At 66.0% G+C, this 25,916-nt stretch carries 23 protein-coding genes and 1 pseudogene; 19 read left to right on the top strand and 5 right to left on the bottom strand.

The features are described 5' to 3' along the window. The first annotated feature begins 70 nt into the window (after positions 1-70). The 3 genes from D3877_RS20070 to D3877_RS20060 all read left to right on the top strand — a co-directional run bounded on the left by D3877_RS20070 (position 71) and on the right by D3877_RS20060 (position 4,586). On the top strand, positions 71-1,351 hold the full coding sequence (locus D3877_RS20070) for a dicarboxylate/amino acid:cation symporter (protein WP_119832588.1): 1,281 nt from the start codon (positions 71-73) through the stop codon (positions 1,349-1,351). 78 nt (positions 1,352-1,429) lie between these two features. Beyond that, the gene (locus tag D3877_RS20065; protein WP_119832587.1) at positions 1,430-3,229 is read left to right on the top strand and encodes a sensor histidine kinase; all 1,800 of its coding nucleotides are present in this window, start codon (positions 1,430-1,432) and stop codon (positions 3,227-3,229) included. A 10-nt stretch (positions 3,230-3,239) separates the two neighbouring features. Further along, complete coding sequence (locus tag D3877_RS20060) at positions 3,240-4,586, top strand: sigma-54-dependent transcriptional regulator (RefSeq protein WP_119832586.1); 1,347 nt, start codon at positions 3,240-3,242, stop codon at positions 4,584-4,586. 41 nt (positions 4,587-4,627) lie between these two features. Here the strand turns inward: D3877_RS20060 and D3877_RS20055 are convergent, their stop codons facing one another. Beyond that, entirely contained in the window at positions 4,628-5,545 is a 918-nt protein-coding gene (locus D3877_RS20055) for a LysR substrate-binding domain-containing protein (RefSeq protein ID WP_119832585.1), read from the bottom strand. A 125-nt stretch (positions 5,546-5,670) separates the two neighbouring features. Between D3877_RS20055 and argH the strand changes: the two genes are divergently transcribed. The 5 genes from argH (at position 5,671) to D3877_RS20030 (ending at position 11,297) form a co-directional block, all read left to right on the top strand. Further along, the gene (gene argH, locus D3877_RS20050; RefSeq protein ID WP_119832584.1) at positions 5,671-7,077 is read left to right on the top strand and encodes an argininosuccinate lyase; all 1,407 of its coding nucleotides are present in this window, start codon (positions 5,671-5,673) and stop codon (positions 7,075-7,077) included. Between the two features lie 102 nt (positions 7,078-7,179). Beyond that, on the top strand, positions 7,180-8,025 hold the full coding sequence (locus D3877_RS20045) for an amino acid ABC transporter permease (RefSeq protein WP_119832583.1): 846 nt from the start codon (positions 7,180-7,182) through the stop codon (positions 8,023-8,025). Positions 8,026-8,027: 2 nt separating this feature from the next. Then, entirely contained in the window at positions 8,028-8,828 is an 801-nt protein-coding gene (locus tag D3877_RS20040) for an amino acid ABC transporter ATP-binding protein (RefSeq protein WP_119832582.1), read from the top strand. Positions 8,829-8,879: 51 nt separating this feature from the next. Further along, positions 8,880-9,722 carry an ABC transporter substrate-binding protein gene (locus D3877_RS20035; RefSeq protein WP_119832581.1) on the top strand — a complete coding sequence of 281 codons (843 nt, stop codon included), beginning with the start codon at positions 8,880-8,882 and terminating at the stop codon, positions 9,720-9,722. A gap of 171 nt (positions 9,723-9,893) precedes the next feature. Beyond that, positions 9,894-11,297, top strand: a complete 1,404-nt coding sequence (locus D3877_RS20030; protein ID WP_119832580.1) for an MmgE/PrpD family protein — start codon at positions 9,894-9,896, stop codon at positions 11,295-11,297. Between the two features lie 38 nt (positions 11,298-11,335). Here D3877_RS20030 and D3877_RS20025 read toward each other — a convergent pair whose 3' ends face one another. Continuing rightward, positions 11,336-11,899 carry a GNAT family N-acetyltransferase gene (locus D3877_RS20025; RefSeq protein ID WP_119832579.1) on the bottom strand — a complete coding sequence of 188 codons (564 nt, stop codon included), beginning with the start codon at positions 11,897-11,899 and terminating at the stop codon, positions 11,336-11,338. 83 nt (positions 11,900-11,982) lie between these two features. On the opposite strand from D3877_RS20025, the gene D3877_RS20020 reads away from it, so the two are divergent. Beyond that, on the top strand, positions 11,983-12,891 hold the full coding sequence (locus tag D3877_RS20020) for a polysaccharide deacetylase family protein (protein ID WP_119832578.1): 909 nt from the start codon (positions 11,983-11,985) through the stop codon (positions 12,889-12,891). Between the two features lie 21 nt (positions 12,892-12,912). Here the strand turns inward: D3877_RS20020 and D3877_RS20015 are convergent, their stop codons facing one another. Together D3877_RS20015 and D3877_RS20010 are read right to left on the bottom strand one after the other, a co-directional pair. Beyond that, entirely contained in the window at positions 12,913-13,326 is a 414-nt protein-coding gene (locus D3877_RS20015) for an OsmC family protein (protein ID WP_119832577.1), read from the bottom strand. Between the two features lie 88 nt (positions 13,327-13,414). Continuing rightward, entirely contained in the window at positions 13,415-14,119 is a 705-nt protein-coding gene (locus D3877_RS20010; protein ID WP_119832576.1) for a pirin family protein, read from the bottom strand. 130 nt (positions 14,120-14,249) lie between these two features. On the opposite strand from D3877_RS20010, the gene D3877_RS20005 reads away from it, so the two are divergent. The 9 genes from D3877_RS20005 (at position 14,250) to D3877_RS19965 (ending at position 24,108) form a co-directional block, all read left to right on the top strand. Next, positions 14,250-15,173, top strand: a complete 924-nt coding sequence (locus D3877_RS20005; protein ID WP_119832575.1) for a LysR family transcriptional regulator — start codon at positions 14,250-14,252, stop codon at positions 15,171-15,173. A gap of 496 nt (positions 15,174-15,669) precedes the next feature. Beyond that, positions 15,670-16,308, top strand: a complete 639-nt coding sequence (locus D3877_RS20000; protein ID WP_158599951.1) for a helix-turn-helix transcriptional regulator — start codon at positions 15,670-15,672, stop codon at positions 16,306-16,308. A gap of 73 nt (positions 16,309-16,381) precedes the next feature. Then, entirely contained in the window at positions 16,382-17,047 is a 666-nt protein-coding gene (locus D3877_RS19995; RefSeq protein WP_119832573.1) for a hydrolase, read from the top strand. Between the two features lie 96 nt (positions 17,048-17,143). Then, positions 17,144-17,464, top strand: coding sequence for a XapX domain-containing protein (locus D3877_RS19990; protein WP_119832572.1), 321 nt, complete (start codon positions 17,144-17,146; stop codon positions 17,462-17,464). Then, positions 17,461-19,350, top strand: a complete 1,890-nt coding sequence (locus tag D3877_RS19985) for an amidohydrolase (RefSeq protein ID WP_119832571.1) — start codon at positions 17,461-17,463, stop codon at positions 19,348-19,350. Before D3877_RS19990 ends, D3877_RS19985 begins: the two co-directional genes overlap by 4 nt. A gap of 2 nt (positions 19,351-19,352) precedes the next feature. Next, the gene (locus D3877_RS19980) at positions 19,353-19,829 is read left to right on the top strand and encodes a DoxX family protein (protein ID WP_119833106.1); all 477 of its coding nucleotides are present in this window, start codon (positions 19,353-19,355) and stop codon (positions 19,827-19,829) included. Further along, a complete protein-coding gene (locus tag D3877_RS19975; protein WP_119832570.1) occupies positions 19,826-20,515 on the top strand; it encodes a YoaK family protein in 690 nt (229 codons plus the stop codon). Before D3877_RS19980 ends, D3877_RS19975 begins: the two co-directional genes overlap by 4 nt. 297 nt (positions 20,516-20,812) lie before the next feature. Next, on the top strand, positions 20,813-21,289 hold the full coding sequence (locus tag D3877_RS19970; protein WP_238474992.1) for a hypothetical protein: 477 nt from the start codon (positions 20,813-20,815) through the stop codon (positions 21,287-21,289). After that, positions 21,289-24,108, top strand: coding sequence for a bifunctional diguanylate cyclase/phosphodiesterase (locus D3877_RS19965; protein ID WP_119832568.1), 2,820 nt, complete (start codon positions 21,289-21,291; stop codon positions 24,106-24,108). The genes D3877_RS19970 and D3877_RS19965 overlap by 1 nt, the downstream gene beginning before the upstream one ends. Here the strand turns inward: D3877_RS19965 and D3877_RS19960 are convergent. Continuing rightward, complete coding sequence (locus tag D3877_RS19960) at positions 24,059-25,372, bottom strand: acetylornithine deacetylase/succinyl-diaminopimelate desuccinylase family protein (RefSeq protein WP_119832567.1); 1,314 nt, start codon at positions 25,370-25,372, stop codon at positions 24,059-24,061. The two genes, D3877_RS19965 and D3877_RS19960, sit on opposite strands and share 50 nt — an antisense overlap. Positions 25,373-25,563: 191 nt before the next feature. Between D3877_RS19960 and D3877_RS19955 the strand changes: the two are divergent. Next, a pseudogene (locus tag D3877_RS19955) lies at positions 25,564-25,916 on the top strand (2-keto-4-pentenoate hydratase); the annotation flags it as partial.

Here is a 25,916-nt window from a genome sequence, read left to right as displayed (position 1 = left end):
CGCCTCACGACATCCCGTTCACGCGCGCCCCGGCGGCCTCGACGCCGCCGGGCAGGGAAGGAAACGCCTTATGAACAAACAAACCACGCACATCATCGTGGCGATGCTGCTGGGCATCCTCACCGGCTACCTCTGCAACGCCTCTCTGTCCCCGGCGGACGCGAAGACCGTCGCCGGCTACTTCGTGATCGTCACCGACATTTTCCTGCGCCTCATCAAGATGATCCTCGCCCCGCTGATCTTCTCCACCCTGGTGGCGGGGATGGCGGGCATGGGCGACGCCAAGGCGGTGGGCCGCATCGGCGGCAAGGCGGTGGGCTGGTTCCTGATGGCGTCCTTCGCGTCGCTGTTCATCGGGCTGGTCTTCGCCAACCTGCTGCAACCCGGCGCCAACGTCGGCGTGCCGCTGCCCGAGGCGACGGCCAGCGCCGGGTTGAAAACCGCGTCGCTGAACCTGAAGGAATTCCTGATCCACGTCTTCCCGCGCAACATCTTTGAAGCGATGGCGAACAACGAGATTTTGCAAATTCTGGTCTTCTCCCTGTTCTTCGGTCTGGCGTTGGGCCAACTGCGCGACACCAAGGCTGGGCTGCTCGCCCAGGCGATTGAGGAGGTGGTGCCGGTGATGCTGCGCGTCACCGATTACGTGATGCGCTTCGCCCCCATCGGCGTCTTCGCCGCCGTCGCCAACGTCGTCGCCACCCAGGGTCTGGGCGTGCTGCTGGTCTATGGCAAGTTCATGGGCGGCTTCTATCTGACGCTCGCGGTGCTGTGGCTGGCCCTGATCGGGGCCGGGTTCGTCGTGCTGAAGGGCGAGGTCTTCCGCCTGTTCATGGCGGTGCGTCAGCCGATGCTGCTGGGCTTCTCCACCGCGTCGAGCGAGTCCGCCTATCCGCGCCTGATGGAAACGCTGAAGAAATTCGGCGTGAACGAGCGGGTGATCGGCTTCATCCTGCCGCTGGGCTATTCCTTCAACCTGGACGGTTCGATGATCTACACGACCTTCGCGTCGCTGTTCATCGCCCAGGCGTTCAACATTCCGCTCAGCCTCGACCAACAGATCCTGATGCTGCTGGTGCTGATGGTGTCGAGCAAGGGCATCGCCGGGGTTCCCCGCTCATCCCTGGTGGTGGTGGCCGCCGTGCTGCCGATGTTCAATCTGCCCGAGGCGGGCATCCTGCTGATTTTGGGCATCGACCATTTCCTCGACATGGGGCGCACCGTCACCAACGTGCTGGGCAACGCCATCGCCACCACCGTCGTCGCCAAATGGGAAAACGCGCTGGGCGCGGAAGAAGAGGACGACGAGGACGCCTCCGATCCCGTCCTGGCGGCGGCGGTCGCCAAGTAACCGCCTCCCCGCGCCGGGCGCTTTCACGCCCGGCGCGGCGGGGGTATAAGCCGCCGGTGCAACAGCGCGGATCCGTCGATGCTCCTTTCGCCCGCCATCCGCCGTCTGCGTCGGGTCGGCCCCGTCCCGCTCCTTCTGTTGGCGCTAGCCCTGCTGGCGGGCGTCGTCGGTTTTCGCGTCAGCGAAACGGCGGGGCTGGACGCGCTGCGCGACACCGGGCGTCACCGGCTGGATCTCTACGCGGCCAGCCTGGAACGGGAAATCGACAAATACGCCTTCTTCCCGGCGACGTTGGAGCTGGAACGCGACGTTCTGGATCTGGTGGCCGGGCGCTTGTCGTCGCCCCACGCGGTCAGCCGCTATCTGGAACGGTTGAACCAGCGGACGGGGACGCTGGCCATCTACGCGATGAATTTGCAAGGCCGGGTCGTCGCCGCCAGCAATTGGAACCGGCCCGACAGCTTCATCGGCGAGGATCTGTTCTACCGCCCCTATTTCGTGGCGGCGGCGGCGGGCCGTCCGGGGCGTTTTTACGGCGTCGGCACCACGCGCAACGAGCCGGGCTATTTCCTGTCCTCCCCCTTGACCGAGGATGGCGAGGTGATCGGCGTCGCCGTGGTCAAGATCAGCCTGGAGCAGCTTGAACAATCCTGGGCGACGGTCGAGGCCCCGGTCCTGGTCGCCGACGACAACGGCGTGGTGATTTTGGCGTCGGTGCCGTCCTGGCGTTACGCCACCTTGCGCCCGCTGGACGAACCGCTGCGCCGACGCTTTGAACAAACCCTGCAATACAACGCGCGCCCGCTGCCGCCGCTGGGCCTCACCCCGCTGCGGCGGCTGTCCGAGGACGCCGAACTGGCCCGCCTGCCGTCGCTTGGCGGGGCGGCGGCGGAGAGCGCCTCCCCCTTTTTCGCGTCGGGCCTTGTGCTGGCGCAGACCGCGCCGCTCCATGGCACGCCCTGGACCCTGACCGTGCTGTCGCCGGTCGCCCCGGTGACGGCGATGGCCTGGACCCGCGCGGCGTTGAGCGCGGTTGGCAGCGCGCTTGTCGGCATCCTGATGATTTTGTGGCGCCAGCACCGGCGGCATCTGCGCGCGCTGCGCCGCGCCAACGACGCGCTGGAGCGCAAGGTGGAGGAGCGCACCCACACCCTGCGCGCCGCCCAGGGCGAGTTGATCCACGCGGGCAAGCTGGCGGTGATCGGCCAATTGTCCGCCGGGTTGGTGCATGAGCTGAATCAGCCGCTGGCCGCCCTGCGCACCCTGTCGGGCAACACGGTGAAGTTTCTCCAACGCGGCAATCTGGAGGCCGCGCAAAGCAACCTCGACCGCATCGGCCAGTTGGTGGACCGCATGGGCGCGCTGACGGGAGATCTCAAATCCTTCGCCCGCAAATCCACCGGCGCCCCCCAGCCGGTGACGGCGGCGCGCGCCATCGGCAACGCGCTGTTTCTGCTGGACCAACGGTTGAGCCGGGGCGGCGTCGCCGTGTCGGTGACGGCGGCGGATGACGCCACGGCGCTGTGCGACGCCAACCGGCTGGAACAGGTTTTGGTGAATGTGATCGCCAACGCGCTCGACGCCCTGCACGGCCAGCCGGACGGGCGGCTCACCCTGTCCGCCGCGCGCGCGGGCGACCGGGTGCGGATCGCGGTGGCTGACAACGGCCCCGGATTGCCCGACGCGGTGCGCGCCCGCCTGTTCGAGCCGTTTTTCACCACAAAAGAGACGGGCGACCGGGAGACGGGGGGCGGGCTGGGCTTGGGGCTTGCCATCTCGGCGGGGATCGTGCGTGACTTCGGCGGCGCGCTGACCGGGGCCAACGGCCCGGACGGCGGCGCGCTGTTCACCATCGATCTGCCCGCCGCCGAGAGTTGAGAGAGGCCGCATGACCGCGCCCGCCGCCCTGAAGGTCCTGATCGTCGAGGATGACGCCAACGTCCGCTTGGGCTGCCAACAGGCGTTGGAGTTGGAGGACATCGCGGTCGAGGTGGCGAGCAGCGCCGAGCAGGCCCGCCGCCTGGTCAACGCCGCCGCGTCGGGCGGCGGCGGACCCGCCGTCGTCGTCACCGACATCCGCCTGCCCGGCATGGACGGGATGGAGCTGTTGCGCGCGCTGCACGCCGCCGACCCGGAATTGCCCGTCCTGCTGATGACCGGCCATGGCGACGTGGCGATGGCGGTGCAGGCGATGAAGATGGGCGCCCATGACTTCATCGAAAAGCCCTTTTCCCCCGATTATCTGGTCGAGGTGGTGCGCCGGGCGCTCGACAAGCGGCGGCTGACGCTGGAAGTCCGCGAACTGCGCGACCGCTTGCAGAACCGCCAGAGCATCGAGGCGCGGCTGGTCGGCGACTCCCCGCAGATGGAGCGGGTGCGGCGGCTCATCCTGGATCTGGGCAATTCCGCCGTCGATGTGCTGATCCATGGCGAAACCGGCACCGGCAAGGAATTGACGGCGCGTTGCCTGCACGAGGCCAGCCCGCGCCGCGCCGGAAACTTCGTCGCCATCAATTGCGGCGGCCTGCCGGAAAGCCTGTTCGACAGCGAGATTTTCGGGCATGAGGCCGGAAGCTTCACCGGGGCGGGCAAGCGCCGGATCGGCAAGGTGGAGCACGCCAACGGCGGCACCCTGTTCCTGGACGAAATCGAAAGCATGCCGATGCCGGTGCAGATCAAGTTTCTGCGCGTGTTGCAGGAGCGCGCGTTGGAGCGTCTGGGATCCAACACCATGATTCCGGTCGATTGCCGGGTGGTGGCGGCGACCAAGGTCGATCTGCGCGCCTTGGCCGATCGTGGGCAGTTCCGCGCCGATCTCTATTACCGGCTGAATGTGGCGACCCTGCCCCTGCCCTCCCTGCGCGACCGGCGGGAGGACGTTCCGCTGCTGTTCGAGCAATTCGCCTTGCAGGCCGCCCTGCGCCACGGACGCCCGGTTCCCCAACCGGACGCCGAACGGATGGCGCGCTTGATGGCCTATGACTGGCCGGGCAACGTTCGCGAATTGCGCAACGTCGCCGACCGCTGCGCCTTGGGCATCGAGCAGGGCTTTCCCCCCTTCGGCGACGGCGCGACCACCGGCCCCCGCCCGCTGGCCGACGCGGTCGCGGCGTTCGAGCGCTCGTTGATCGCCGATTCTCTGCGCCGCAATGGCGACAGCCTCGCCCGCGCCGCTGAAGAGTTGCAGATCGCCAAAACCACCCTGCACGACAAGATCCGCAAACACGACCTCTGACCGGCCAACCCAATCAAAGGGACCGAATCAAAGGAGCCGGATCAAAGAGGCCGACCGCGCGCGGGCTTCTCGATGGTCGCCGCCTCTTCGATGATCCAGTCGCGCAAGGCGCGAATGCCGGAATCCAGGCGACGGTCTTCGCGGATGGTCAGCCAATAGCAATGATCGCTGGAAAAGCCCAAGCCCTGCGGGTTGACCAGCCGCCCGTCGGCCAACTCATCTTGGATGAGACAACGCGGCACCAGCGCCAGCCCCTGGCCGGTGATGGCCCCACGCAAAACCAACGAATAATAGCCGAAATGAATGATGTTGGAGGGCGGCGGAGCGTAGAGTCCGTGGGCGGCGGCGAACACGCCCCAGCGCAGCGGGGTCTGCGGGTGGTCGAGCAGAGTGTAACGCCAAATGTCTTCGACGCCGTTCAAACCGCCATGCCGCTCGATCATCGCGGGCGCGCCGACCAGCAACGCGTCGCGCCCGAACAGATAATCGGCGTGCCAGCCCGGCCAATGGCCCAGTCCAAAACGGAACACCAGATCGGCGGTGTCGGCGGTGTCGGTCGGCGCGAAGGTGGTGAATTGCACGGCGGTGTCCGGGCAACGCTCCACAAAGCGCGGGTAGATCGGCATGAACCAGCGGTCGCCCAGGATCGGCAGGACATGCACGCGGATGGCGGTGCGCGTCCGCCGCAGATCGGCAACCCGCACGGCGGCGGTTTCCAAGGCGCCGATGACCATTCGCGCTTGCTGGATGTAAATCGCCCCCGCCTCGGTCGGAACCAGCCCGTGGCTGGTCCGGGTGAAGAGCGGCATCCCGACAAGATCCTCAATGCTTTTCAACTGCTTGCTGACCGCGCTTTGCGTCAGATTCAACAGCGGGGCCGCCGCCGACACCGTGCCGCCTTGGGCCAGGGCGGCGACGACGCGCAGCGCGGTGACGGTCGGATAGAGGTTGCCAACCATGGTGACGCGTTTCTCCTGCCGCCCGCTTGGTATTCCATTTCCGACTAGGATCGGGGAAATCAATTCCATTGTCCAGACCCGGCGTCTGAGGCACGGTTTGTTCATCACCACAAGGCAACCGACCCATGACGCAGAGCACTCAGCTTTGGGGAGCGCGTTTCCGTTCCGCCCCCTCTCCGGCCATGAAGCGTTTGTCCCGTTCGCCGGACAGCTATTTCCGACTGGTTCCCCAAGATTTGACCTCCTCCATCGCCCACGCGCGCGAGCTGGTGCGGGCGGGAATCCTGTCAGACGGGGAAGGCGAGACGATCATCGCGACGCTGACCGCCATCGGCGCGGATGTCGCTTCTGGAATAGCCGCTCCCGCCCCGCAGGACGAGGACGTCCACACCTTTTTGGAACGGCTGCTGGTCGAACGTCTCGGCGCGCTGGGCGGCAAGCTGCGCGCCGGTCGGTCGCGCAACGATCAGGCGGCGAACGATCTGAAGCTGTATCTGCGCGAAAAGTCCCGCCACATCGTCGCCGACCTTCTGCGTTTGCAGGACGCGCTGCTGGCGCAGGCCACGGCGCATCAGGGCACGTTGGCCCCCGGCTTCACCCATTTGCAACCGGCCCAGCCCGTCACCTTCGCGCACCAGCTTCTGGCCCACGCCCAGGCCTATTCCCGCGACATCGACCGTTTCGCCGATTGGGACCGCCGGTCGGCCCGCTCGCCCTTGGGGGCCGCCGCCATGGCCGGATCCGCCATCGCCCTCCACGCGGAGGAATCCGCACGCGAGCTTGGCTATGACGCCCCGTGCGAAAACTCCATCGACGCGGTGGGCAGCCGCGACCATGTCGCCGAATTCCTGTTCGTCACGGCGATGCTCAGCGTCGATCTGGCCCGGCTGGCCGAAGAGATTTTCCTGTGGTCGTCCCGTCAATTCGGTTGGGTGACGCTGGACGACGCCTACGCCACCGGCTCCTCGATCATGCCGCAGAAGAAGAACGCGGACATCGCCGAGTTGACGCGGGGCCGCTCCGCCCGGCTCATCAGCGGGCTGAATTTGATGCTGGTCGCGCTGAAGGGGCTGCCCTTCGCCTACAACCGCGATCTGTCGGAGGACAAGTTCGCCGCCTTCGAGGCCATCGACACGCTGGAACTGGTCTTGCCCGCGATGGCCGGAATGGTGGCGACCCTGACGGTCCACGCCGAGGAGATGAAACGGCAATCGGTGGACGGCTTCACCCTGGCGACCGAAGTGGCCGACTGGCTGGCCCGCAACGGCGTGCCGTTCAGCGAGGCGCACGAGATCACCGGCGCGCTGGTCCGCTTTTGCGAAGAGCAGGGCGTCGGCCTGTCGGATCTGTCGCCGGACGCCTTGGCCGCCGTCGATCCCCGCCTGACCGCCGAGGTTCTGCCGCATTTGACGCCGGAGGCGGCGGTCGCCGCGCGCGCCGGTTACGGTGGCACCGCCCCGGCCCGCGTCGCCGAGCAGATCGAACGGCTGCGCGCGCTCTGCGACCAGCAACGCCGCTGGGCCGAGGCGTAACACCCCAAAAACTGGGGCGGGAAACCGACCGTCGCCGCCACCCGATCCAGGGCGTAGGCTTGCGGTTTCCCGCTCAATCCCCCCGCGCGACGAGGGCCGCCCATGACCGACAGCGTTTACGAGATCAGTCACCTCACCTTGGTTCCCCGCCGCCACATTGGCCGCATCGTCGGCGCGGTCGCGGTGGTCGGGATTCTCGCCAGCATCGTCTATTCCTTCGCCGTCGGGCAAATCGAATGGTCCTATGTGGCCGAATTCCTGACCGTGCCGGTCATCCTGCGCGGTCTGGGCAACACCATTGTCATGGCGGTGTGCGCCATGCTGCTGGGTCTGGCGCTGGGCGTCGTCTTCGCCGTCATGCGGCTGTCGGACAACCCGGTTTTGAAACACACCGCCGTCGCCTATGTCTGGTTTTTCCGGGCGGTTCCGGCGCTGTTGCAGCTTTTGCTGTGGTTCAATCTGGCCCTGATTTTTCCGACCATCGGCTTTCCCGGGCTGTTCAGCGTCCGCACGGTCGATGTGATGACGCCCTTCGTCGCCGCGCTGCTGGGGCTGGGCATCCAACAGGGGGCCTTCACGGCGGAGGTGGTGCGCGCCGGTTTGCAAGCGGTGGACAAGGGCCAGTATGAGGCGGCGCAATCCATCGGCATGCCGCGTTTGCAGATGCTGCGCCGGATCATCATGCCGCAGGCGATGCGGGTGATCGTGCCGCCGGTCGGCAACGAGTTCATCGGCATGGTCAAGCTGACCTCGCTGGCCAGCGTCATCCAATTCACCGAGATCCTGCACAGCGCGCAGAACATCTATTACGCCAACTCGCGGGTCATCGAGCTGCTGATCGTCGCGGCGAGCTGGTACCTCGTGGTCGTCACCGCGCTCAGCCTGATTCAAATCCGCATCGAAAAATTCTACGCCAAGGGCGTTCGCCCGGTCGGCGGGGAGGCGTGACGATGACGAACGAAGCCCTGCATCTGCACGCCGTCGGCGCCGAACCCCTGGTCGTGGCGGCGGATGTCCGCAAGCGTTTTGGCTCGGTCGAGGTTCTGAAGGGCATCAGCCTTCAGGTCGCCAAGGGCGAGGTTCTGTCCATCATCGGCCCGTCCGGGTCGGGCAAAAGCACCTTTCTGCGCTGCATCAACCAGTTGGAGCGTCTGGACGGCGGCGCGATCTTCGTTGGCGGCGAGCTGATCGGCTACCGCCGGGTCGGCGACAAGCTCCACGAACTGGTCGACGCCGAGATCGCCCGGCAGCGCCGCTCCATCGGCATGGTGTTCCAGCGCTTCAACCTGTTCCCGCATCTGACCGTCACCGAAAACATCACCGAAGGCCCGGTGCAGGTGTTGCGCGAACGGCCCGGCGAGGCCCGCGACCACGCCCACGCGCTGCTGGAGCGCGTCGGGCTGGGAGAAAAGCGCGACGCCTACCCGTCGGAATTGTCGGGCGGCCAGCAACAGCGCGTCGCCATCGCCCGCGCCTTGGCCATGCGGCCCAAGCTGATTTTGTTCGACGAGCCGACCTCCGCCCTGGATCCCGAACTGGTGGGCGAGGTGTTGACCGTCATGCGCGATCTGGCGGCCAGCGGCATGACGATGATCGTGGTGACGCACGAGCTGGGCTTCGCCCGCGACGTCTGCCAGCGGGTCGCCTTCATGGATCGCGGGCAGATCGTCGAGATCGGCGAACCCCGTCACGTTCTCGGTCAACCGACCCAGAAGCGGACCCAGGAGTTCATCTCCATGGTCCGCACGTAAGCGGCGCGCGACGCCGGAAAAACAATCGACCCTGAACAGGAGGTTTTGTTGATGCGCTCTTCCCTTTCCCCGCTTTGCGCCGTGGCCCTGCTGGCCGGTTTCGCGTCGGCCCCCGCCGTCGCGCAAGCGCTGCCGGACCACATCAAGGCGTCCAAAACCATCACCGTGGCCAACGTGCCGAATTACCCGCCGATGGAGTTCAAGGATCCCAAAACCGCGACCCTCACCGGCCTGGACATCGACCTTGGCGTCGCCCTGTTCAAGAAGATGGGGCTTGAGGTGAAATGGCAGGAAATCAGCTTTGAACAGATGGTCAGCGGCCTGACCACCGGACGCGTGGACATGATCCTGTCGGGCATGACCGACACCGACGCGCGGCGCGAAACGCTCGATTTCGTCGATTACCTGACCACCGGCGCGCAGTTCTACACCACCATCGACAACAAGGACGCGTTGAAGGCGATGACCGACCTGTGCGGCAAGACCGCCGGGGCCAGCCGCCGCACCAGCTTCCCCAGCGAAATGGAGAAATGGAGCAAGGCCAATTGCGACGCCGCCGGGAAACCGGCCTTGACCATCGTCGGCACCGAAGGCTCCGCCGACGCGCGCACCCAACTGCGCCAAAAGCGTCTGGACGCCGCCGTCCAGGGCAGCGAGACCCTGCCCTATCTGTTGACGCTGGAGCCGAACGCCTATGTGATCGTCGGCCAGCCCTTCACCCAGCAATATCAGGGCATGGCCTTCGCCAAAACCGCCCCCGGCCTGCGCGACGCGGTCGCCAAGGCGTTCCAGGAGATGATCGCGGACGGCAGCTACAAGGCCGTTCTCGCCAAATGGAACCTGGAGGCCAACGCGGTTCCGTCGGCCCTGGTCAACGGCCAGCCGGTGAAGTGATTGCCCCGCTTGGCCCTCTCCCCCCCGGGGAGAGGGTTGGGTGAGGGGGAGGCGGGATGGTTGACGACCGGACGGTGTGGCGCTGTCCGCGCGCTGTCTTCGCCCTTCCCGCCGCAACGCCCACTCACCAGAATTTTCCGCCCGCGCCTTCCGATGAACGGTTGACGATTCATGCTTTCCCCCGCCCAGCCTTCGCGCCTTCTGGCCCGCTTCATCGCCGGAACCCGGCCCGCCGATCTGCCGGACGCCCTTCTCCTCAAGGCCAAGCGCCACACGCTCGACACGCTGGCCTGCGGCGTCGCCGGGGCCTGTTCGGCGGAGGGCGCGGCGCTGCTCGCCACGCTGCTCGCCAGCGAACCGACGGGCGATCAGCCGGTGTGGGGGACCGCGCGCAGGCTTGGCGCGCGGTCGGCGGCGCTGGTCAATGGAACCGCCTGCCACGCGTTTGAATTGGACGACACCGGCGGCTGCGATCATTCCGGCGCGGTGGTTTTGCCAGCGGCGGTCGCCGCTTTGGGGTTGGCCGACCGTCCAGTGTCGGGGCTGGAGTTTCTGACGGCGGTCGTGCTGGGCTACGACGTCGCCCGCCGGGTTCTGGAGGCCTGCGGCGCCTACCGCCCGCACAACGAGGCCGGGTGGCATTCGACCGCGACCTGCGGCGTCTTCGGCGCGGCGGCGGCGGCGGCCCGGATCCTTGGGCTGAGCGAGGACGCGATCATTCACGCGCTGGGCCACGCCGCCAGCTTCAGCGGCGGCCTGTGGGCCTTCATCCACGACGGCAGCCAAACCAAACGGATCCACACCGGGCGGGCGGCGGAAGGCGGTCTTCTTGCGGCGTTGGCCGCGCGCGGCGGGTTGTCCGGGCCAAGCCGCGTGTTCGAGGATGTCTGGGGCGGCTTCCTGCGCAGCTTCGCCCCCCAATCGGCGGTTCCCGACGCGCTGACCGTCGGGCTTGGCGAGGGGTGGGGCGAGGGGTGGCGGCTGGAGCGGGTGGCGATCAAGCCGCACGCCTCTTGCCGGGGAACCCACAGCGCCATCGACGCGTTGGGCGCGTTGATCCACGCCCATGGGCTGGAGGCGGGCGACGTGGAGCGGATCCGGGTGCGCGCCCCGGCCTTTCTGGTCGGCATGTGCGGGGGACGCGACGCGTCCGGCTTGGCCGCCGCGCAGATGAGCCTGCCTTACGCGCTGGCCCTGCGGCTGCGGCTGGGCGCGGTTGGCCTGGATGGCTTCCGGGCGGAGATCCGCCGGGATCCGGCGGTTCTGGCGATGATGGAGCGGGTCACGCTGGACAGCGATCCGGCGCTGGGCGGGTCGGAGGAACCCTTCGTCACGGTGGAGACCACCGATGGCCGCAGCCTGTCCCATCGGGTGACGGATCCGCTCGGCTCGCCAACCAACCCGTTGCCCGCCGCCGATCACGCCCTGAAGGTCCGCCGCCTTGCGGCGATGACCTTGGACGCGGCGGCGGTCGAGGGGCTGGTCGCCGCCATCGACGGGTTGGACGACGAGGCCGACGTCCGTGGTCTGGGCGAACGGCTCCGGGCCGCCGCCCCGCCGCGTCCGTTTCGCTGATGGACCGGCGGCGCCCCCATCCGCCGTCCCGTCCGCCGTCAGGCCGCGCCGTCCCCCTCGGGCTGCGTGGGCAGGCGGGCGGGATCGTCCCAGACATACAGCCAATTGTCCGACCGCCAGAGCGGGCCGGGATCGGTGTAGCGCCCGTGGCGGCGGCCCCCCATCGCCTCGTAAAAGGCGATGGCCGGATCGTTGCCGACGACGACGCCCAGACCGATTCCGCTCGCCCCGCCCGCCCACAGTTCGGCGCACAGCGCGGCCAGCAGACGCCGCCCGATGCCCCGCCGGGCGTGGGCGTCGTCCACATAAAGATGCTTCACCTCGGCCCGCCCGGCGAAGGCGGCCTCCGTCGCCGGTCCCCCGGACGCGAAGCCCCCGGACGCAAAGCCGATGACGGCCCCGCCGCTTTCCGCCACCAGAACCAGACCGGGCCGCGCCGGATCGCCCAGCGCCCCGGTCCAAAAGGCCAGCCGCCGCGCCTCGTCCAGCGCGTCTTGGGCGCTTTGCGGGGCGAGGTCGCGGTAGGTCCGGCGCCAGACGGCGACGTGCATGCGGGCCAGGGCCGGGGCGTCCGCCGGGCGGGCGGGTCTCAACAGGATCATCGCGGGCCTTCTTGCGGCGTTGTTCGCTTCACAAGGGGCCAGAACACCCCATCCCACCGTCCTTCGCAATCCAGGAACACGCCATGACGCACGACATCCCGGCGAAGCCCGCCAACCCGGCCCCGGCGGCCCCCTTGTTCCCCTGGCCGAACGGCGCGCGCTGCGCGCTGTTTCCCGGTTTCGACGTTGACGCGGAATCGGTGTGGATCGCCGGGGACCGGCGCAACGCCGAACGGCTCGTCACCCTGTCCTATGGCGGGTACGAGGCGCGGGTCGGCATCCCGAAGATTCTGGAGCTGCTGGACCGCTACGCCGTGAAGGCGACCTTCTTCGTCACCGGCTGGACGGCGGAGGCCCACCCCGCCGCCTGCGAGGCGATTGTGAAGGGCGGCCATGAAATCGCCCATCACGGTTATCTGCATCTGCGCCCCGAACCCGGCGATCTGGCGACGATGGTGGAGGAGGTTGACCGGGGATTCGACGCGCTGAAACGAATCCTCGGCGTCACCCCGGTCGGCTACCGCGCCCCGTCGGGGGAAAATTTCACCGAACTGCTCCAACTGCTGCGGGATCGCGGCATCCGTTATTCCAGCTCGTGGCGGGACGACATCCGGCCCTACCGCCATCGGTTGCCCGACGGGGCCGGGCCGATTGAAATTCCGGTGAATTACAGCTTCGACGACTGGAATTTCGGCATGAGCCACCGGACCAGCCCGCGCGCCCTGTTTGGTCGGGAGGATGTGTTGTCGATCTGGCGCGACGAGTTCGACCAGACCCGCGAGTGGGGCGGGGTCGCCACCATGGTGATGCACCCGCAGGTCAGCGGTCGCCCGATGCGCTTCCGCATTCTGGAGGATTTTCTCAAGCATGTTCGTCAGTATGACGATGTCTGGTGGGCGACCGGGCGGGAGATCACCGACCATTACGAGGCCTGCGAGCGTTCCATCACGCCGCCGGATGTTGACGCTGAGAGCCGAGCGACGGGCGCCTGAATCCGACGATTCCCGAAACACTCAGGCCGTCGGATACTCAAACGTCGTGATCCGGGGCGTGCCTTCCAGCACGCGCTGGACCGGGCATTTCGCGGCGATGCTCATCAAGCTGGCGCGTTGATCGGACGACAGCGAGTCGCCCGTCAGATGAATCGTCTTTTCAAAGACATCCTGCCGACCATCCTTGAAATGGGCGATCCGAACCTCAACTTTCTCCAACGGCCATGTCTGTTGCAGAGCGTACCAGCGCACCGTCATCGCCGTGCACTCGCCCAAGGCGGCGGTGAGAAAATCGAAGGGCGACGGCCCCAGATCACCCCCGCCGACCGCAACGGGTTCATCCCCCGTCAACGTCCGGCCCGCGATGGCGATCGCAACCGCATAAGGGCTGTCGCCGGTTTCCGTGATGGTCGCAATCGTCGTTTTGTCCGTCATGGATCATCTCCAAAGCGTTGAGCGCGTTTCGCCTGTGGCGGCGACGCCAAAGGGGCCGCCACAGGTCTGCGGTGATAGAGCGATCAGGTTAGGCGCCGACGTCGATGATGAGGATTTCGGCATCCGTTTCGGCGACGATGCGCAGCGCCGCTTCCTCGGTGACTTCCGCGCCGTCGCCCGGATTGAGCCGCGCGCCGTTGACGGTGAAGGAGCCGGACGACGCCAGCACATAGACCCCGGCGCGGATCGGATGCTCGATGACCGTCCCCGCCGCGATTTTGCCGCCGTAAATCGCGGCGTCTTGATGGATGAACAACGCGCCGCTGTCCGCGTCCTCCGCCCGCCCGGACACCAGCAGCGGCAACGCGCCTGAAGTGATCGGGGCCTCGGGGAACTGCCGGGCCTCCCAGCGCGGCTGAACATTCTGTTGATTCGGCTGGATCCAAATCTGGTAAAGGCGGGTGTCTTCCTGTTCCAGATTGTATTCCGAATGCATGACGCCGGTTCCGGCGCTCATCACCTGGACATTGCCCGCCGAGGTCCGCCCGACATTTCCCATGCTGTCCTTGTGGGTGATCGCCCCCTGACGGACATAGGTGATGATTTCCATGTCGCGGTGCGGGTGGGTTCCGAAACCTTTGCCCGACGCCACCGTGTCGTCATTCACCACCAGCAGATTGCCAAAGCCGGTCCGCGCCGGGTTCCAATAACGCGCGAAGCTGAAATGATGACGTGCGTCCAACCAGCCATGGTTGGCGTGACCGAGCGTGTTGTAGGGATAAACGGCGATCATGGCGCTGTCTCCTGTTGGTGTGCCGCCCCGGCGGTCGGGGCCGTGTTCCGTTGAGACAGACCATAATTCGATTGCCTTTCGGCGATAATACGCCATTCTTTGAGAACATTGTTTACCACAGGTTATCAATATGGCGACCCTGGACCGCGTGTCTCTCTTCGTCGAAGTCGCGCAACACAACAGCTTCACCAAGGCGGCCCGCAAGCTGGGGCTGTCGGGCGCGGCGGTCAGCAAGCAGATTCAAGCGTTGGAGGAGGAACTGGGCGTCAAGCTGCTCCGCCGCACCACCCGCCATGTGTCTCTGACCGAAGAGGGGGCGATTTATTACGAGCGGACGCGGCTGGCGCTTGACGAATTGACCGCCGCCGCCGCCGAAATCCGGGAGCGGCGGGAAACCCCCAAGGGTGAATTGCGTGTCAACGCGCCGATGTCGTTCGGACACATGCATCTGATGCCGGTGATTACCGGCTTCGCCCAGCGCTATCCGGAAATCCAGCTTCACACGGTGTTTGAAGACCGGCGCGTCGATGTTCAGGCCGACGGCTATGATGTGGTGATCCGCATCGGCACGCTCGACGATTCCACCCTGGTGGCGCGGTCCTTGGGGGATTGTCCAATTCTGCCGGTGGCGTCGCCCGCCTACATCGCCCGCCATGGCCGACCGACCACGCCGGACGACATGAAGACCCATGCGTTGATCTCTTACGTCGTCAATGGCGGGGCCGCCCAATGGCGGCACAAGGGGCCGGATGGCCGCGTCGGGGTGTTCCGCGCCAATGGGCATTTCCACGCCAACACCGCCGAATTGATGTTGCAAGCGACGCTGGATGGCCTGGGCATCGCCCTGTTGCCGATCTTTTCCGTGGACACCCTCATCAAGTCCGGTCAACTCGTGAATGTTTTGCCGGATTATCACGCCCACCCGATGCCGGGGATTTTCGCCCTGACGGCGCCCTCGCGCCACCGCTCGGCCAAGGTCCGCCTGTTCATCGACTGGCTGCAACAATCCTGCCGCGCCATGTCCTGGTCGTCGGAAACCGCGCCCTCTCTGTGAATTCGGATTTTCCCGTTCTGATGCAAGATCGCTAGCCAGGGCAATCGCTTGAACCATTGAAGGCTGAATAAGCCCCTCTCCCCTCGCGGGAGAGGGGTTGGGGTGAGGGGGGAAGGGAACCTTTCCGGCCTCGTTCGGACCGCACCCCTCATCCCAACCCCTCTCCCACAAGGGGAGAAGGGCTTTTATGGGTGTGAAAGCGTTCAAGCGATTGCCCTGGATCGCTAGAGGAGAGCTTGTAGGCCGCTCATCCTCGCTGTATGAATTTGAAGTTCACATCAATAATTCGCACAATTTTTGAATGGTTACTATGGTCAACAGCCGTATGTATCATTGGCAGGGCAACGGGTGCGATTTCACCCGGTTCGACATCGCCCCGAAAGACCGCATAAACATTGTTAAAGCTTTCAACGACGACGTCTCGATTATTGCCTTTACCGGATCCATTTGGGAAACCCAGCAAGACGGCCGGAGTTACATCGAACTGCCGGCCAATATGATCCTCCGCGACGCCGGGCAGGTCTATTCGACGACGATGCGGCAGGTCGCCGACACCGGCGCGATCTGCCGTGAAATCAGGATCTCCCCACAGCGGTTGGCCGAGATGTACGCCGCCGCCGACCAAGAACTCGCCCCCATCAATTTCCAATCGCCGGTGATGGAAGCCCCCGAGGTCCACGAGGTCTTCTGGCTGATGCATTGGTTGTCGGAGCAAAACCCGTGCGCGCTGGAAATGGCGACGGACACGCACCGGCTGCTCTGGCGGTTGAGCCGCCGGAGCGGGCATCCGGGCCTGCGGCGCTCGCGGGAAACCTCACCCCAGAAAATCGGTCGGGTCGCCGATTACATTCGCGCGCATTTTTCCGACGGCGTCGCCCTTCAGACATTGGCCGAGATCGCGGGGTGCAATCCCTTTGTCCTGTTGCGTCAGTTCCGCAAAAAGATGGGGGTTACGCCGCATGATTATCTGGCGATTTGCCGCGTCAACGCCGCTCGTGACTTGCTGAAACGCGGCGCTCCGATCCTTGAAACCTCCTTCGCCTGCGGCTTTTCCGATCAAAGCCATCTGACCCGCTGTTTCAAGAAACACATGGGCGTCACGCCGGGACGCTTTGTCACGATCAATCGCCGATAGGTCAATATCGTTCAAGACAGGCAAAATTTTGTTTCTTATATGGCGGGCTGTGTTTTCAACCACGGAGCCAATCATGCCCGCCGCGACCGAAAAGCTGATTACCCCCGACAATTGCGTTTTCATCTTCATCGACCACCAGCCGCAGATGTCGTTTGGCGTCACCAGCATCGACCGCCAACTTCTGAAGAACAACACCATCGCCATGGCCAAGGCGGCCAAGGTGTTCAACATCCCCACCATCGTCACCGCCGTCGAAACCGAATCCTTCAGCGGCTACATCTGGCCGGAACTGCTGGATGTTCTGCAACAGGACCCCATCGAGCGGTCCAGCATGAACAGCTGGGAAGACGCCGCCTTTGTCGAGGCGGTGAAGGCCACGGGCCGCAAGAAGCTGGTGATGGCCGCCTTGTGGACCGAAGCCTGCCTGATTTTCCCGACCATCTGCGCGCTCGCCGAGGGTTATGAGGTCATCATGAACGTTGACGCCTCGGGCGGGATGTCGAAGGAGGCGCATGACGCCGCCATCCGCCGTTGCGAACAGCATGGCGCGGAATCCATCACCACCGTGCAGACGGTGCTGGAGCTGCAACGGGACTGGGCGCGTCGGGACACCTATGACGGCGTGATGGAAATCACCCGCGAGCATTTCGGCGCCTACGGCATGGGCGTGGATTACGCGTACACGCGGGTTCACAACGCCCCGCAGCGCGGCGCCTATCCCCACAAGGTGAACAAGTAACGCCAAGGGCCGTCAACGGGGGCGGCGCCAATCATCCAACGGGCATCGCCCAAAGGAAGATCGGCGCCGCCCTTATGACCGAAAGGGGGAAGTGGGATGAAAATGTATCTGCTGTCGTTGGCTGGCGGCCTTCTCGTCGGCGTGATTTACAGCCTCATCAACGTGCGTTCGCCAGCGCCGCCCGTCGTCGCCCTGATCGGTCTGTTCGGCATGCTGGTGGGCGAGCAGGTGATTCCGATCACGCGGCAATTGTTGGCGGGATCGGCCTTCAGCGCCGCTTGCGACAAATCCCAGGCGGTCGCGCATCTGTTCGGGCGCCTGCCCGGCCTCCAGTCCCCAGAACGCACGGCGCGTTCCATCGTTGAAGAACGCACGGCGCGTTCCACCGTTGACATTCCTGAGGAGAAGCGGTCATGACCGATTCCGTTGTCGCCGACGTCATTCTCCAGAATGGCGCGTTCGTCACCCTCGACCGCAGCAACCCCACGGCCAGCGCTGTGGCGATCAAGGACGGCAAATTCATCGCCGTCGGGCGCGAGAACGACATGGACGGCCATCGCGGCCCGGCCACGCGGGTCATCGACCTGCGCCGCCGCAGCGTGCTGCCGGGGCTGACCGACAACCACACCCACGTCGTGCGCGGCGGACTGAATTTCAACATGGAACTGCGGTGGGACGGCGTGCGCTCCCTGGCCGACGCCATGGACATGCTGAAGCGGCAGGTGGCGATCACCCCGCCGCCGCAATGGGTGCGGGTGATCGGCGGCTTCACCGAACATCAGTTCGCGGAAAAGCGGCTGCCGACCCTCGACGAAATCAACGCCGTGGCTCCCGACACCCCGGTCTTCATCCTCCATCTTTACGACCGCGCTCTGCTCAACGGCGCCGCCTTGCGGGCGGTCGGCTACACCAAGGACACGCCGGAACCGCCCGGCGGCGAGATCACCCGCGACGCCCAAGGCAACCCAACCGGATTGCTGCTGGCCAAGCCCAACGCGACCATTCTTTACGCCACCTTGTCCAAGGGGCCGCGCCTGCCCTTCGAGTATCAAGTCAACTCGACCCGCCACTTCATGCGGGAACTCAACCGGCTGGGCGTGACCGGCGTCATCGACGCTGGCGGCGGTTTCCAGAATTACCCCGAGGATTACGCCGTCATCCAGCATCTGGCCGACGAAGGGCAGATGACGGTGCGCCTCGCCTACAACCTGTTCACCCAGAAACCCAAGCAGGAAAAGGACGATTTCCTGCGCTGGACCTCGTCGGTCACATACAAGCAGGGCGACGATTATTTCCGCCACAACGGCGCTGGCGAAATGCTGGTGTTCTCCGCCGCTGATTTCGAGGATTTCCGCCAGCCGCGCCCCGACATGCCGCCGGACATGGAAGGCGATTTGGAGGAGGTCGTGCGCATCCTGGCGGAAAACCGCTGGCCCTGGCGCCTGCACGCCACCTATGACCAGACGATCTCCCGCGCCCTCGACGTGTTTGAAAAGGTCAACCAGGATGTGCCGCTGAGCGGGCTGAACTGGTTCTTCGACCATGCCGAAACGATTTCCGACCGCTCGATCGACCGCATCGCGGCGCTGGGCGGCGGCGTCGCCGTGCAACATCGCATGGCCTATCAGGGCGAATATTTCATCGAGCGCTACGGCGCGGCGGCGGCGGAGGCGACCCCGCCCATCGCCCGCATTCTGGAAAAGGGAGTCAAGGTTTCGGCGGGGACCGACGCGACGCGCGTCGCCTCCTACAACCCATGGGTTTCGCTGTCCTGGATGGTCACGGGCCTGACGGTCGGCGGCACGTCGCTCTACCCCCGCCGCAACTGCCTGGATCGGGAAACCGCGCTGCGCATGTGGACGGAAAACGTCGCCTGGTTCTCCAACGAGGAGGGCAAGCGGGGGCGCATCGAAGTCGGTCATTTTGCCGATCTGATTGTGCCGAATAAGGATTATTTCCACTGCGCCGAGGATGACATCGCCTTTCTGACCGCCGATTTGACCATGGTGGGCGGCAAAATCGTCTATGGCGCCGGGGATTTCACCGCGCTTGACGACAACCCAGTGCCCCCGGCGATGCCGGATTGGTCGCCGGTCCGGACGTTCAAGGGCTATGCCGCGTGGGGCGAGCCGGACGGCGCGGGGGCCAAATCCCTGCATCGCGCGGCGGCGGCGGGTTGCGGCTGCGCCAACAGTTGCAACATCCACGGCCACGCCCACGCCCGCGCCTGGGGCGCCGAGGTCCCGACGTCGGACGCCAGCAGCTTTTGGGGCGTGCTGGGTTGCGCCTGCTGGGCGGTGTGAGCATGCCCCTTCCCCCCATCATCAAGCGCGCGTGGATCGACCGCGCGCGCGCGGCCTTCACCGCCGGGCCGATCCGCTGCCTCGCCCATCTCGGCCTCTGCGCCGCCTACCTGCAAGGGGGCTTGGTGAAGCTGTCCGATGTTCCCGCCGCCATGGATGAAATGGCGCATTTCGGTCTGTCCCCTCCGGCGCTGTTCGCCGGGATCGTCATTGTGGTGGAACTGGCGGGATCGGCCATGGTCCTCAGCGGCTTCTGGCGCTGGCTGGGGGCGCTGGGGCTTGGCGTCTTCACCCTGTTCGCCACATTGACGGCCCTGCGCTTTTGGGAGCTGCCCATCGGTCACGACCGTTTCATGGCCGCCAACGCCTTTTTTGAGCATCTCGGCCTGATCGGCGGATTCCTGTTGGTGGCGTGGCATGACCTGACGCGGCAAGGCCAACGTTCCTCCACCCCCAGCGCGGCGGAGGAACGCCGATGACCGCGCCATCGAAACCCCTCCTTCCCTTGCTGCTGAGCGCCAACGCCGGCTATGTCGACACGGTCGGCTTTCTGGCGCTCCAAGGGCTGTTCGTCGCCCATGTCACCGGCAACTTCGTCACGCTGGGCGCGGCGCTGACCCACGGCAGTTCCGGAATCATCGCCAAGCTGCTGGCGCTGCCGGTGTTTTGCATCGCCATCGTCGCCCTGCGCCTGATCGTCCGCAAGGCGCAGCCGAAGCCCGAGGGCGCCTTGACCAAAATCCTGGTGGCGCAGGTCGCTTTCCTGACGGCGGGGGGCGGGTTGGCCATTTATTTTGGCGGTTTCGCCAATCCCGACGGCCTGCCGCTGGTGATGACCGGGATGCTTCTGGTCGTCGCCATGGCCTTGCAGAACGCGGCGCACCGCCTCTATCTCGGCTCCTCGCCGCCCTCCACCCTGATGACCGGCACGACCACCCAAGTGATGATCGACCTCGCCGATTTGATCTTTGGCGGCCCCGCCAACGAGCGCGCCATCGTTCGCGGACGGTTTGGCGCCCTGGGCGTCACGGTTCTTTGCTTTGCGCTCGGTTGCGGCGTCGGCGCCCTATCCTACATCACGCTGGGAATGTGGTGCTTCGCGCTGCCGCCGGTTCTTGCCCTGGTCTGCGCGGGCATGGTCGCCGCGACGCGGGCGACGCCATGACCTTGACAATGAACCAGCGGTTTCATGTCCGCGTTGTCACAAACCGACCGGGACCCATGCCATTTGTGTCGAGACAGCCCCCCATGACAGCCCCGTCGCGGCGCCAGCCGCCGCCCAAGCCCTTGGCCCTGGTGGCAGAACGCCGCAATTGATTCTTACGTTGCTGTAACGCTACCGGACCGGCATGAGCTTGGTGTAGGCTGACCTCGGGTTTCATCGGCAATCGGCAGCGGAAGAGGCGAGCGTGAGCGTGAGCGGAGGCTGCCTATGGCGAAGGTGACGATTGTCGTTCTTCGGATGGCCCGAAAGCTTACGGAAGACATTGCGACTCTCGCTCGTTTGCGGGCGGGGGGAAGACCGAAAACCTTTCCGCGTTTTCGCGAGATCCGCAACGCCTACCTCGACATACAGGGGCTGATCTTTTCCATCCAGGAACGGTTGGGAGAGGCGGGGAAGGAGCTTCCCGACAATTTTCCGCAATGGGTGTTGCGCCAGAAATTGACCGCCATCGCCATTTTCACCGACATCAGCTACAGCTTCGTCAGCGACCCGCCCCTGGCCTTGACCAGTTCGCTCGGCGCCTTTGACGTGCTGGAAGCGGAACAGAAAGCCTTCAACGAAACGCTGCACACCTTCGACACCATGTTGATGGAGGCGGGCATCGACGACAAAACGGCGGACGAGTTGGACGCGACCCGGACCAAAATCGAAGAAATCTTGGGCATGATCGAGACCTTGTTGATCCACAGCCCAAAGATTTTGAAGGAGTTCTGATGAGCGCGGCGCTTCAGGGACCGAGGGCGGAACCCTTGACGCCCCCGTCATCCGTGCCGACGCTGGCCCGCCGCGCGCCCTGGCTTGCCCTGGCGGTTGGCCTTGGTCTGACTCTGTTCGCCTGGGATCAATCGGTCCACGCCCTGAAGAGCGAGCAGCAGCACCGCTTTTCCCTGCGGGTCGGCGCGTTGCACAGCCAACTGGCCGACCGGCTGGCGGTGTATGAGCAGGTGGCGCGCGGGGCGGCGTCGGTCGTCACCGCCTTTCCCGCCATCCACAGCGCCGAATGGCGGCACTTCGTCGACGGGCTGCGCATTCCCGAACGCTACCCCGGCATCATCGCCGTCGCCTACGCCCGCGCAACCCCGGCCAACCGGGGACAGGATCTCGTCGCCGCCATGCGCGCCGACGGGGCCGACAATTTTCGCATCTGGCCGGAAAGCGCCGGGGCCGAGCGGGTCGTCAACATCTTCGCCGCCCCAGCCAGCGAGGGGAACAACCGGGCGCTTGGTTTCGACATGATGTCCGAAGCCATCCGCCGCAACGCCATCGAACGGGCGCGCGACAGCGGCGAACCAACGGCGACCCGCGCGATCACGCTGAAGATCGACGAAACCAGCGGGGCGCAACCCGCCTTCATCCTGTATCAGGCGACCTACCGCGACGACCGCGCCGCCGCCACCCCATCCGCCCGGCGCGCGGGCTTCACCGGCGTCGTTCTGACCCCGGTGCGAATCGCGCCGCTGATCGACGGCCTGTTCACCGACGACCAACGCGACGTCGGCGTCGAAATTTATGACACCCCGGCGGCAACCGAATTCCCGCTGTACCGCAACGGCCCACAACGGCAAGACGCCCCGCAATTTTCCGCCATGCAGAGCCTCATGGTCGGCGGGCAGGCCTGGGCCGTGCGGTACGCCAACCTTGCCAACGCCGATCTTGGTGGGCAACCTTGGGTTCCGTCCGCCGTTCTGGTCGCCGGTCTCACGCTCAGTCTGGCGCTGTTCCAGATGATGCGGTCGATGACCGCAACCCGCGCCCGCGCGTTGATTCTGGCTGACCGCATCACGGCGTCGCTGCGGCGGCAGGAGGTCGAGCGCCACCAGCTCTTCACCCAGGCCCCGCTTGGCATCGCCCTGATTGACCATGATGGTCTCATCATGGATTGCAACCCGGCCTTTGCCCAAGCCGCTGGACTGTCGCGCGCCGAATTGATCGGCGCCGACATGCGGCTGCGCGCCGCCGACCAGTCGGCGGTCGTCGCGCTCGACGCCGCCCTTCAAGGCGACAGCGGCAAGCTGGAGATCGACCAACCCCTGCTGATGGGCGGGCGGCGCGGTCATTTCAGTCTGCATGTCCAGCCGGTGACGTCGGATCGGGAGTTTCTGTTCGCGCTCGTCTTCGTCGAGGATGTCGGCGACAAGCGGCGGGCGGAGCAGCACATCCAGTATCTGGCCCATTTCGACGCGCTGACCGGCCTGCCCAACCGGGTCCTGCTGTTCGACCGCATCGCCCAGGCGTTGAAAGAGGCGCGGCGCGACGGCGACAAGGTCGCCGTCCTGTTCATCGACCTCGACCGCTTCAAGGTCATCAACGACAGTTTGGGCCATTCCTTTGGCGACGAGGTGCTGCGCTCGGTCGCCCGCCGCTTGCAAGCGGGCGTGCGGGAATCGGACACGGTCGGGCGGTTGGGCGGCGACGAGTTCCTGATCGTCGCCCGTCAGGTGAAGGATCCCAGCGACGCCGCCCAGGTGGCGGAAAAGGTCGTGGCGCATCTCGCCAGCCCGTTCAACGTTGGTGGGCAAAGCTTCGTCGTCACGCCCAGCGTCGGCATCAGCCTGTTCCCCGACGACGCCGAGGACGCCGAGGGGCTGATCCGCTGCGCCGACATCGCCATGTACAACGCCAAGGAAAGCGGGCGGAACGGCTATCGCTTCGTCACCCGCGAAATGGGGACGAAATCGCGCGACCGCATGGATCTGGAAGGCAATTTGCGGCACGCCATCGCTCAGGGCGAGCTGTTTCTGGTCTATCAACCTCAGGTGGACACCGCCAACGGCCACATCGTCGGGATGGAGGCGCTGATCCGCTGGCGCCACCCGCATGAGGGGTTGATCCTGCCCGGCCGCTTCCTGCCGGTGGCCGAGGAAACCGGGCTGGTCGTCGCCATGGGCGATTGGGTGCTGAACGAGGCTTGCGCCCAAATCCGCCGTTGGAAGGACATGTTCGGCCTGGACATCCCGGTGGCCGTCAACGTGTCGGGCGCGCAGTTCCGCGACGGGCAATTGCCGATCAAGGTCGCCCGCGCGCTCGACGCCAACGGGCTGACCGGGCCGGAGCTGGAAATCGAGGTGACGGAAAGCACGCTGATCGAGGACATCGACGGGGCCACCGCCACCCTGAACGCGCTGAAGGAGCGCGGCGTGTTGATCGCGCTGGATGATTTCGGCACCGGCTATTCGTCGCTCAGCTACTTGCACCGGCTGCCCATCGACAAGCTGAAGATCGACCGCTCCTTCATCCATGATCTGTCGATCGGAGTCAGCAACGCGTCGGTGCCGCGCGCCATCGTCGGGTTGGGCCGCAGCCTGGGCCTGTCGGTCATCGCCGAAGGGGTGGAGACGGAGGAGCAGTTGCAGTTGCTCCGTGACCTCACCTGCGAAAGCTACCAGGGCTTCCTGTTCAGCCGCCCGGTTCCGGCGGAGCAGTTGGATCCGCTGCTGGCCAAGCTCACCGCCCTGCGCGCCCTGCCGATCAGCGCCATGCCGGTCAGCCCCCCGCCCGCCCAGCCAACAGCGCCAGCGTCGCCAGCGCCATGACCTTCGCCGACTGAACCATGTCGTCGATGCCGACATACTCGTCGGGCTGGTGGGCCAGATCGAGGATGCCGGGGCCGTAGGCGATGCAGTCCTTCAGATGGCCGATGCGGACGATATGTTTTTGGTCATAGGTGCCGGGCGACACCACCCGTTGTGCCGGACGGCCCAACACGGTTTCGATGGCCGCCGCCACCGCCAGAACGACGGGCGCGTCGGCGTCGGTCATCGTCGGCAGGAAGGCCAGAATCTCGCGCAGATCGTAATCGAAGCCCGGACGCCGCTGGCGCAGATCGTCAAGGATGGCGACGATCTCGCCGCGCACCGCGTCGGGATCCTCCTCGATCAGATAGCGGCGGTCGATGACCATGCGGCAGCGGTCGGGAACCATCGGGCTGGGCAGCCCGTCATGATCCTCGCGCTGGCCGCCATGGATGGCGTTGATGTTGATGGTGGATTGCCGCGCGCCCTCCGGCACCACCGGCATATCGGTGCGTTTTTCGGACAGACGGGGGATCAACTCTTCCTCGATCCGGTGCAGCACCGCCCCCATGTGGCGCACCGCGCAATTGCCCAGAAAGGGCATGGAGCCATGGGCGACGCGGCCCTTGGTCTCGATCTCCGCCCACCAGACGCCGCGATGGCCGACGCAGACCCGATCCACGTTCAAGGGTTCGGGAATGATGACGTGATCGACGCGCGGTTTTGAGAAATAACCCAGCTTGGCCAGATGCCCAACCCCGCCGAATCCGCCGGACTCCTCGTCCACCGTGCCGGAAATCTCCAGCGCGCCCGCCGTCAGCAACCCAGCGTCGAGCAAGGATTCCACCGCGATGATCGACGCGGCGATGCCGCCCTTCATGTCGCAGGCGCCCCGCCCATAGACCCGCCCGTCCTTCACCACCCCGGCGAAGGGATCGACGGTCCAGCCCTGTCCCGGCGGCACCACGTCGATGTGGCCGTTGAAATGCACGCAAGGGCCGGGACGGGGGCCTTCGATCCGGGCGATGACGTTGGTGCGGGGGAAACGGTCGCTGTCGCCCGCGCTGCCATGGGCGCGCACATACTCCACCTGAAAACCGCGCGCCGCCAGCCGCCGCCCGATCAATGCGGCGCAGTCGGCGTAGACGTCGCCCGGCGGGTTGATGGTGGGGATGCGGATCAACGCCTGGGTCAGCGCGATCAGCTCGTCGCGGCGATCCGCGATGCGGGCGAACAGCGCGTCCCGAAGGAACGGGTCAATGACGGCGGTGGGGGCGGCGGACATGGCGTCTCCCGATGTGCGGACCGCGCAAGTCTGCGCCCCAGACCGTCGCCTCGTCCAGTCCCCGCCGCCATACCGCGCTTTCCCCCACGGGCACGCGCCGCTACAGTCGTGGCGCGCCATGCTTGGCATGCGGTTCTTTGGCGACAATCCGGGCGCAAGCCCCGACCCACAGCGTTTCAGGAGCAGGCAGGATGACCGTCTCACCCCCCACCGGGCTTGACCAACCGGCCTTCAACACCCCAGCCAACACCCCAGCTTTCGATGGTCCGGCCATCGCCAGCGCCGCCACCGCGCTGGTCGCCGCCCGCCGCGTGGCGGCGGGAATCGACGCCTTTCCTGGCCCTCTGCCCGAGGATCTGGCCACCGCCTACGCCATCCAGAACGCGGCGACGGCGGCCTGGCCCGACGCCGTGGCGGGCTGGAAGGTCGCCCTGATCCCACCGGCGTTGACCGAACGCTTGGGCGCCAACCGCTTTGTTGGTCCAGTGTTCGCGAACACGGCGACATTCTGGACCGGCGCCCCCTTGCGCTTTCCAGTGATCGG

This window comes from Azospirillum cavernae (assembly GCF_003590795.1).
GTDB classification, from domain to species: Bacteria; Pseudomonadota; Alphaproteobacteria; order Azospirillales; family Azospirillaceae; genus Azospirillum; species Azospirillum cavernae.
This window is presented reverse-complemented; position numbering and strand designations above follow the sequence as displayed.

Coding starts and splice junctions, on each gene's coding strand:
- D3877_RS20070 (WP_119832588.1), top strand. CDS start 71: ATGAACAAACAAACCACGCACATCATCGTGGCGATGCTGCTGGGCATC.
- D3877_RS20065 (WP_119832587.1), top strand. CDS start 1,430: ATGCTCCTTTCGCCCGCCATCCGCCGTCTGCGTCGGGTCGGCCCCGTC.
- D3877_RS20060 (WP_119832586.1), top strand. CDS start 3,240: ATGACCGCGCCCGCCGCCCTGAAGGTCCTGATCGTCGAGGATGACGCC.
- D3877_RS20055 (WP_119832585.1), bottom strand. CDS start 5,545: ATGGTTGGCAACCTCTATCCGACCGTCACCGCGCTGCGCGTCGTCGCC.
- argH (WP_119832584.1), top strand. CDS start 5,671: ATGACGCAGAGCACTCAGCTTTGGGGAGCGCGTTTCCGTTCCGCCCCC.
- D3877_RS20045 (WP_119832583.1), top strand. CDS start 7,180: ATGACCGACAGCGTTTACGAGATCAGTCACCTCACCTTGGTTCCCCGC.
- D3877_RS20040 (WP_119832582.1), top strand. CDS start 8,028: ATGACGAACGAAGCCCTGCATCTGCACGCCGTCGGCGCCGAACCCCTG.
- D3877_RS20035 (WP_119832581.1), top strand. CDS start 8,880: ATGCGCTCTTCCCTTTCCCCGCTTTGCGCCGTGGCCCTGCTGGCCGGT.
- D3877_RS20030 (WP_119832580.1), top strand. CDS start 9,894: ATGCTTTCCCCCGCCCAGCCTTCGCGCCTTCTGGCCCGCTTCATCGCC.
- D3877_RS20025 (WP_119832579.1), bottom strand. CDS start 11,899: ATGATCCTGTTGAGACCCGCCCGCCCGGCGGACGCCCCGGCCCTGGCC.
- D3877_RS20020 (WP_119832578.1), top strand. CDS start 11,983: ATGACGCACGACATCCCGGCGAAGCCCGCCAACCCGGCCCCGGCGGCC.
- D3877_RS20015 (WP_119832577.1), bottom strand. CDS start 13,326: ATGACGGACAAAACGACGATTGCGACCATCACGGAAACCGGCGACAGC.
- D3877_RS20010 (WP_119832576.1), bottom strand. CDS start 14,119: ATGATCGCCGTTTATCCCTACAACACGCTCGGTCACGCCAACCATGGC.
- D3877_RS20005 (WP_119832575.1), top strand. CDS start 14,250: ATGGCGACCCTGGACCGCGTGTCTCTCTTCGTCGAAGTCGCGCAACAC.
- D3877_RS20000 (WP_158599951.1), top strand. CDS start 15,670: ATGATCCTCCGCGACGCCGGGCAGGTCTATTCGACGACGATGCGGCAG.
- D3877_RS19995 (WP_119832573.1), top strand. CDS start 16,382: ATGCCCGCCGCGACCGAAAAGCTGATTACCCCCGACAATTGCGTTTTC.
- D3877_RS19990 (WP_119832572.1), top strand. CDS start 17,144: ATGAAAATGTATCTGCTGTCGTTGGCTGGCGGCCTTCTCGTCGGCGTG.
- D3877_RS19985 (WP_119832571.1), top strand. CDS start 17,461: ATGACCGATTCCGTTGTCGCCGACGTCATTCTCCAGAATGGCGCGTTC.
- D3877_RS19980 (WP_119833106.1), top strand. CDS start 19,353: ATGCCCCTTCCCCCCATCATCAAGCGCGCGTGGATCGACCGCGCGCGC.
- D3877_RS19975 (WP_119832570.1), top strand. CDS start 19,826: ATGACCGCGCCATCGAAACCCCTCCTTCCCTTGCTGCTGAGCGCCAAC.
- D3877_RS19970 (WP_238474992.1), top strand. CDS start 20,813: ATGGCCCGAAAGCTTACGGAAGACATTGCGACTCTCGCTCGTTTGCGG.
- D3877_RS19965 (WP_119832568.1), top strand. CDS start 21,289: ATGAGCGCGGCGCTTCAGGGACCGAGGGCGGAACCCTTGACGCCCCCG.
- D3877_RS19960 (WP_119832567.1), bottom strand. CDS start 25,372: ATGTCCGCCGCCCCCACCGCCGTCATTGACCCGTTCCTTCGGGACGCG.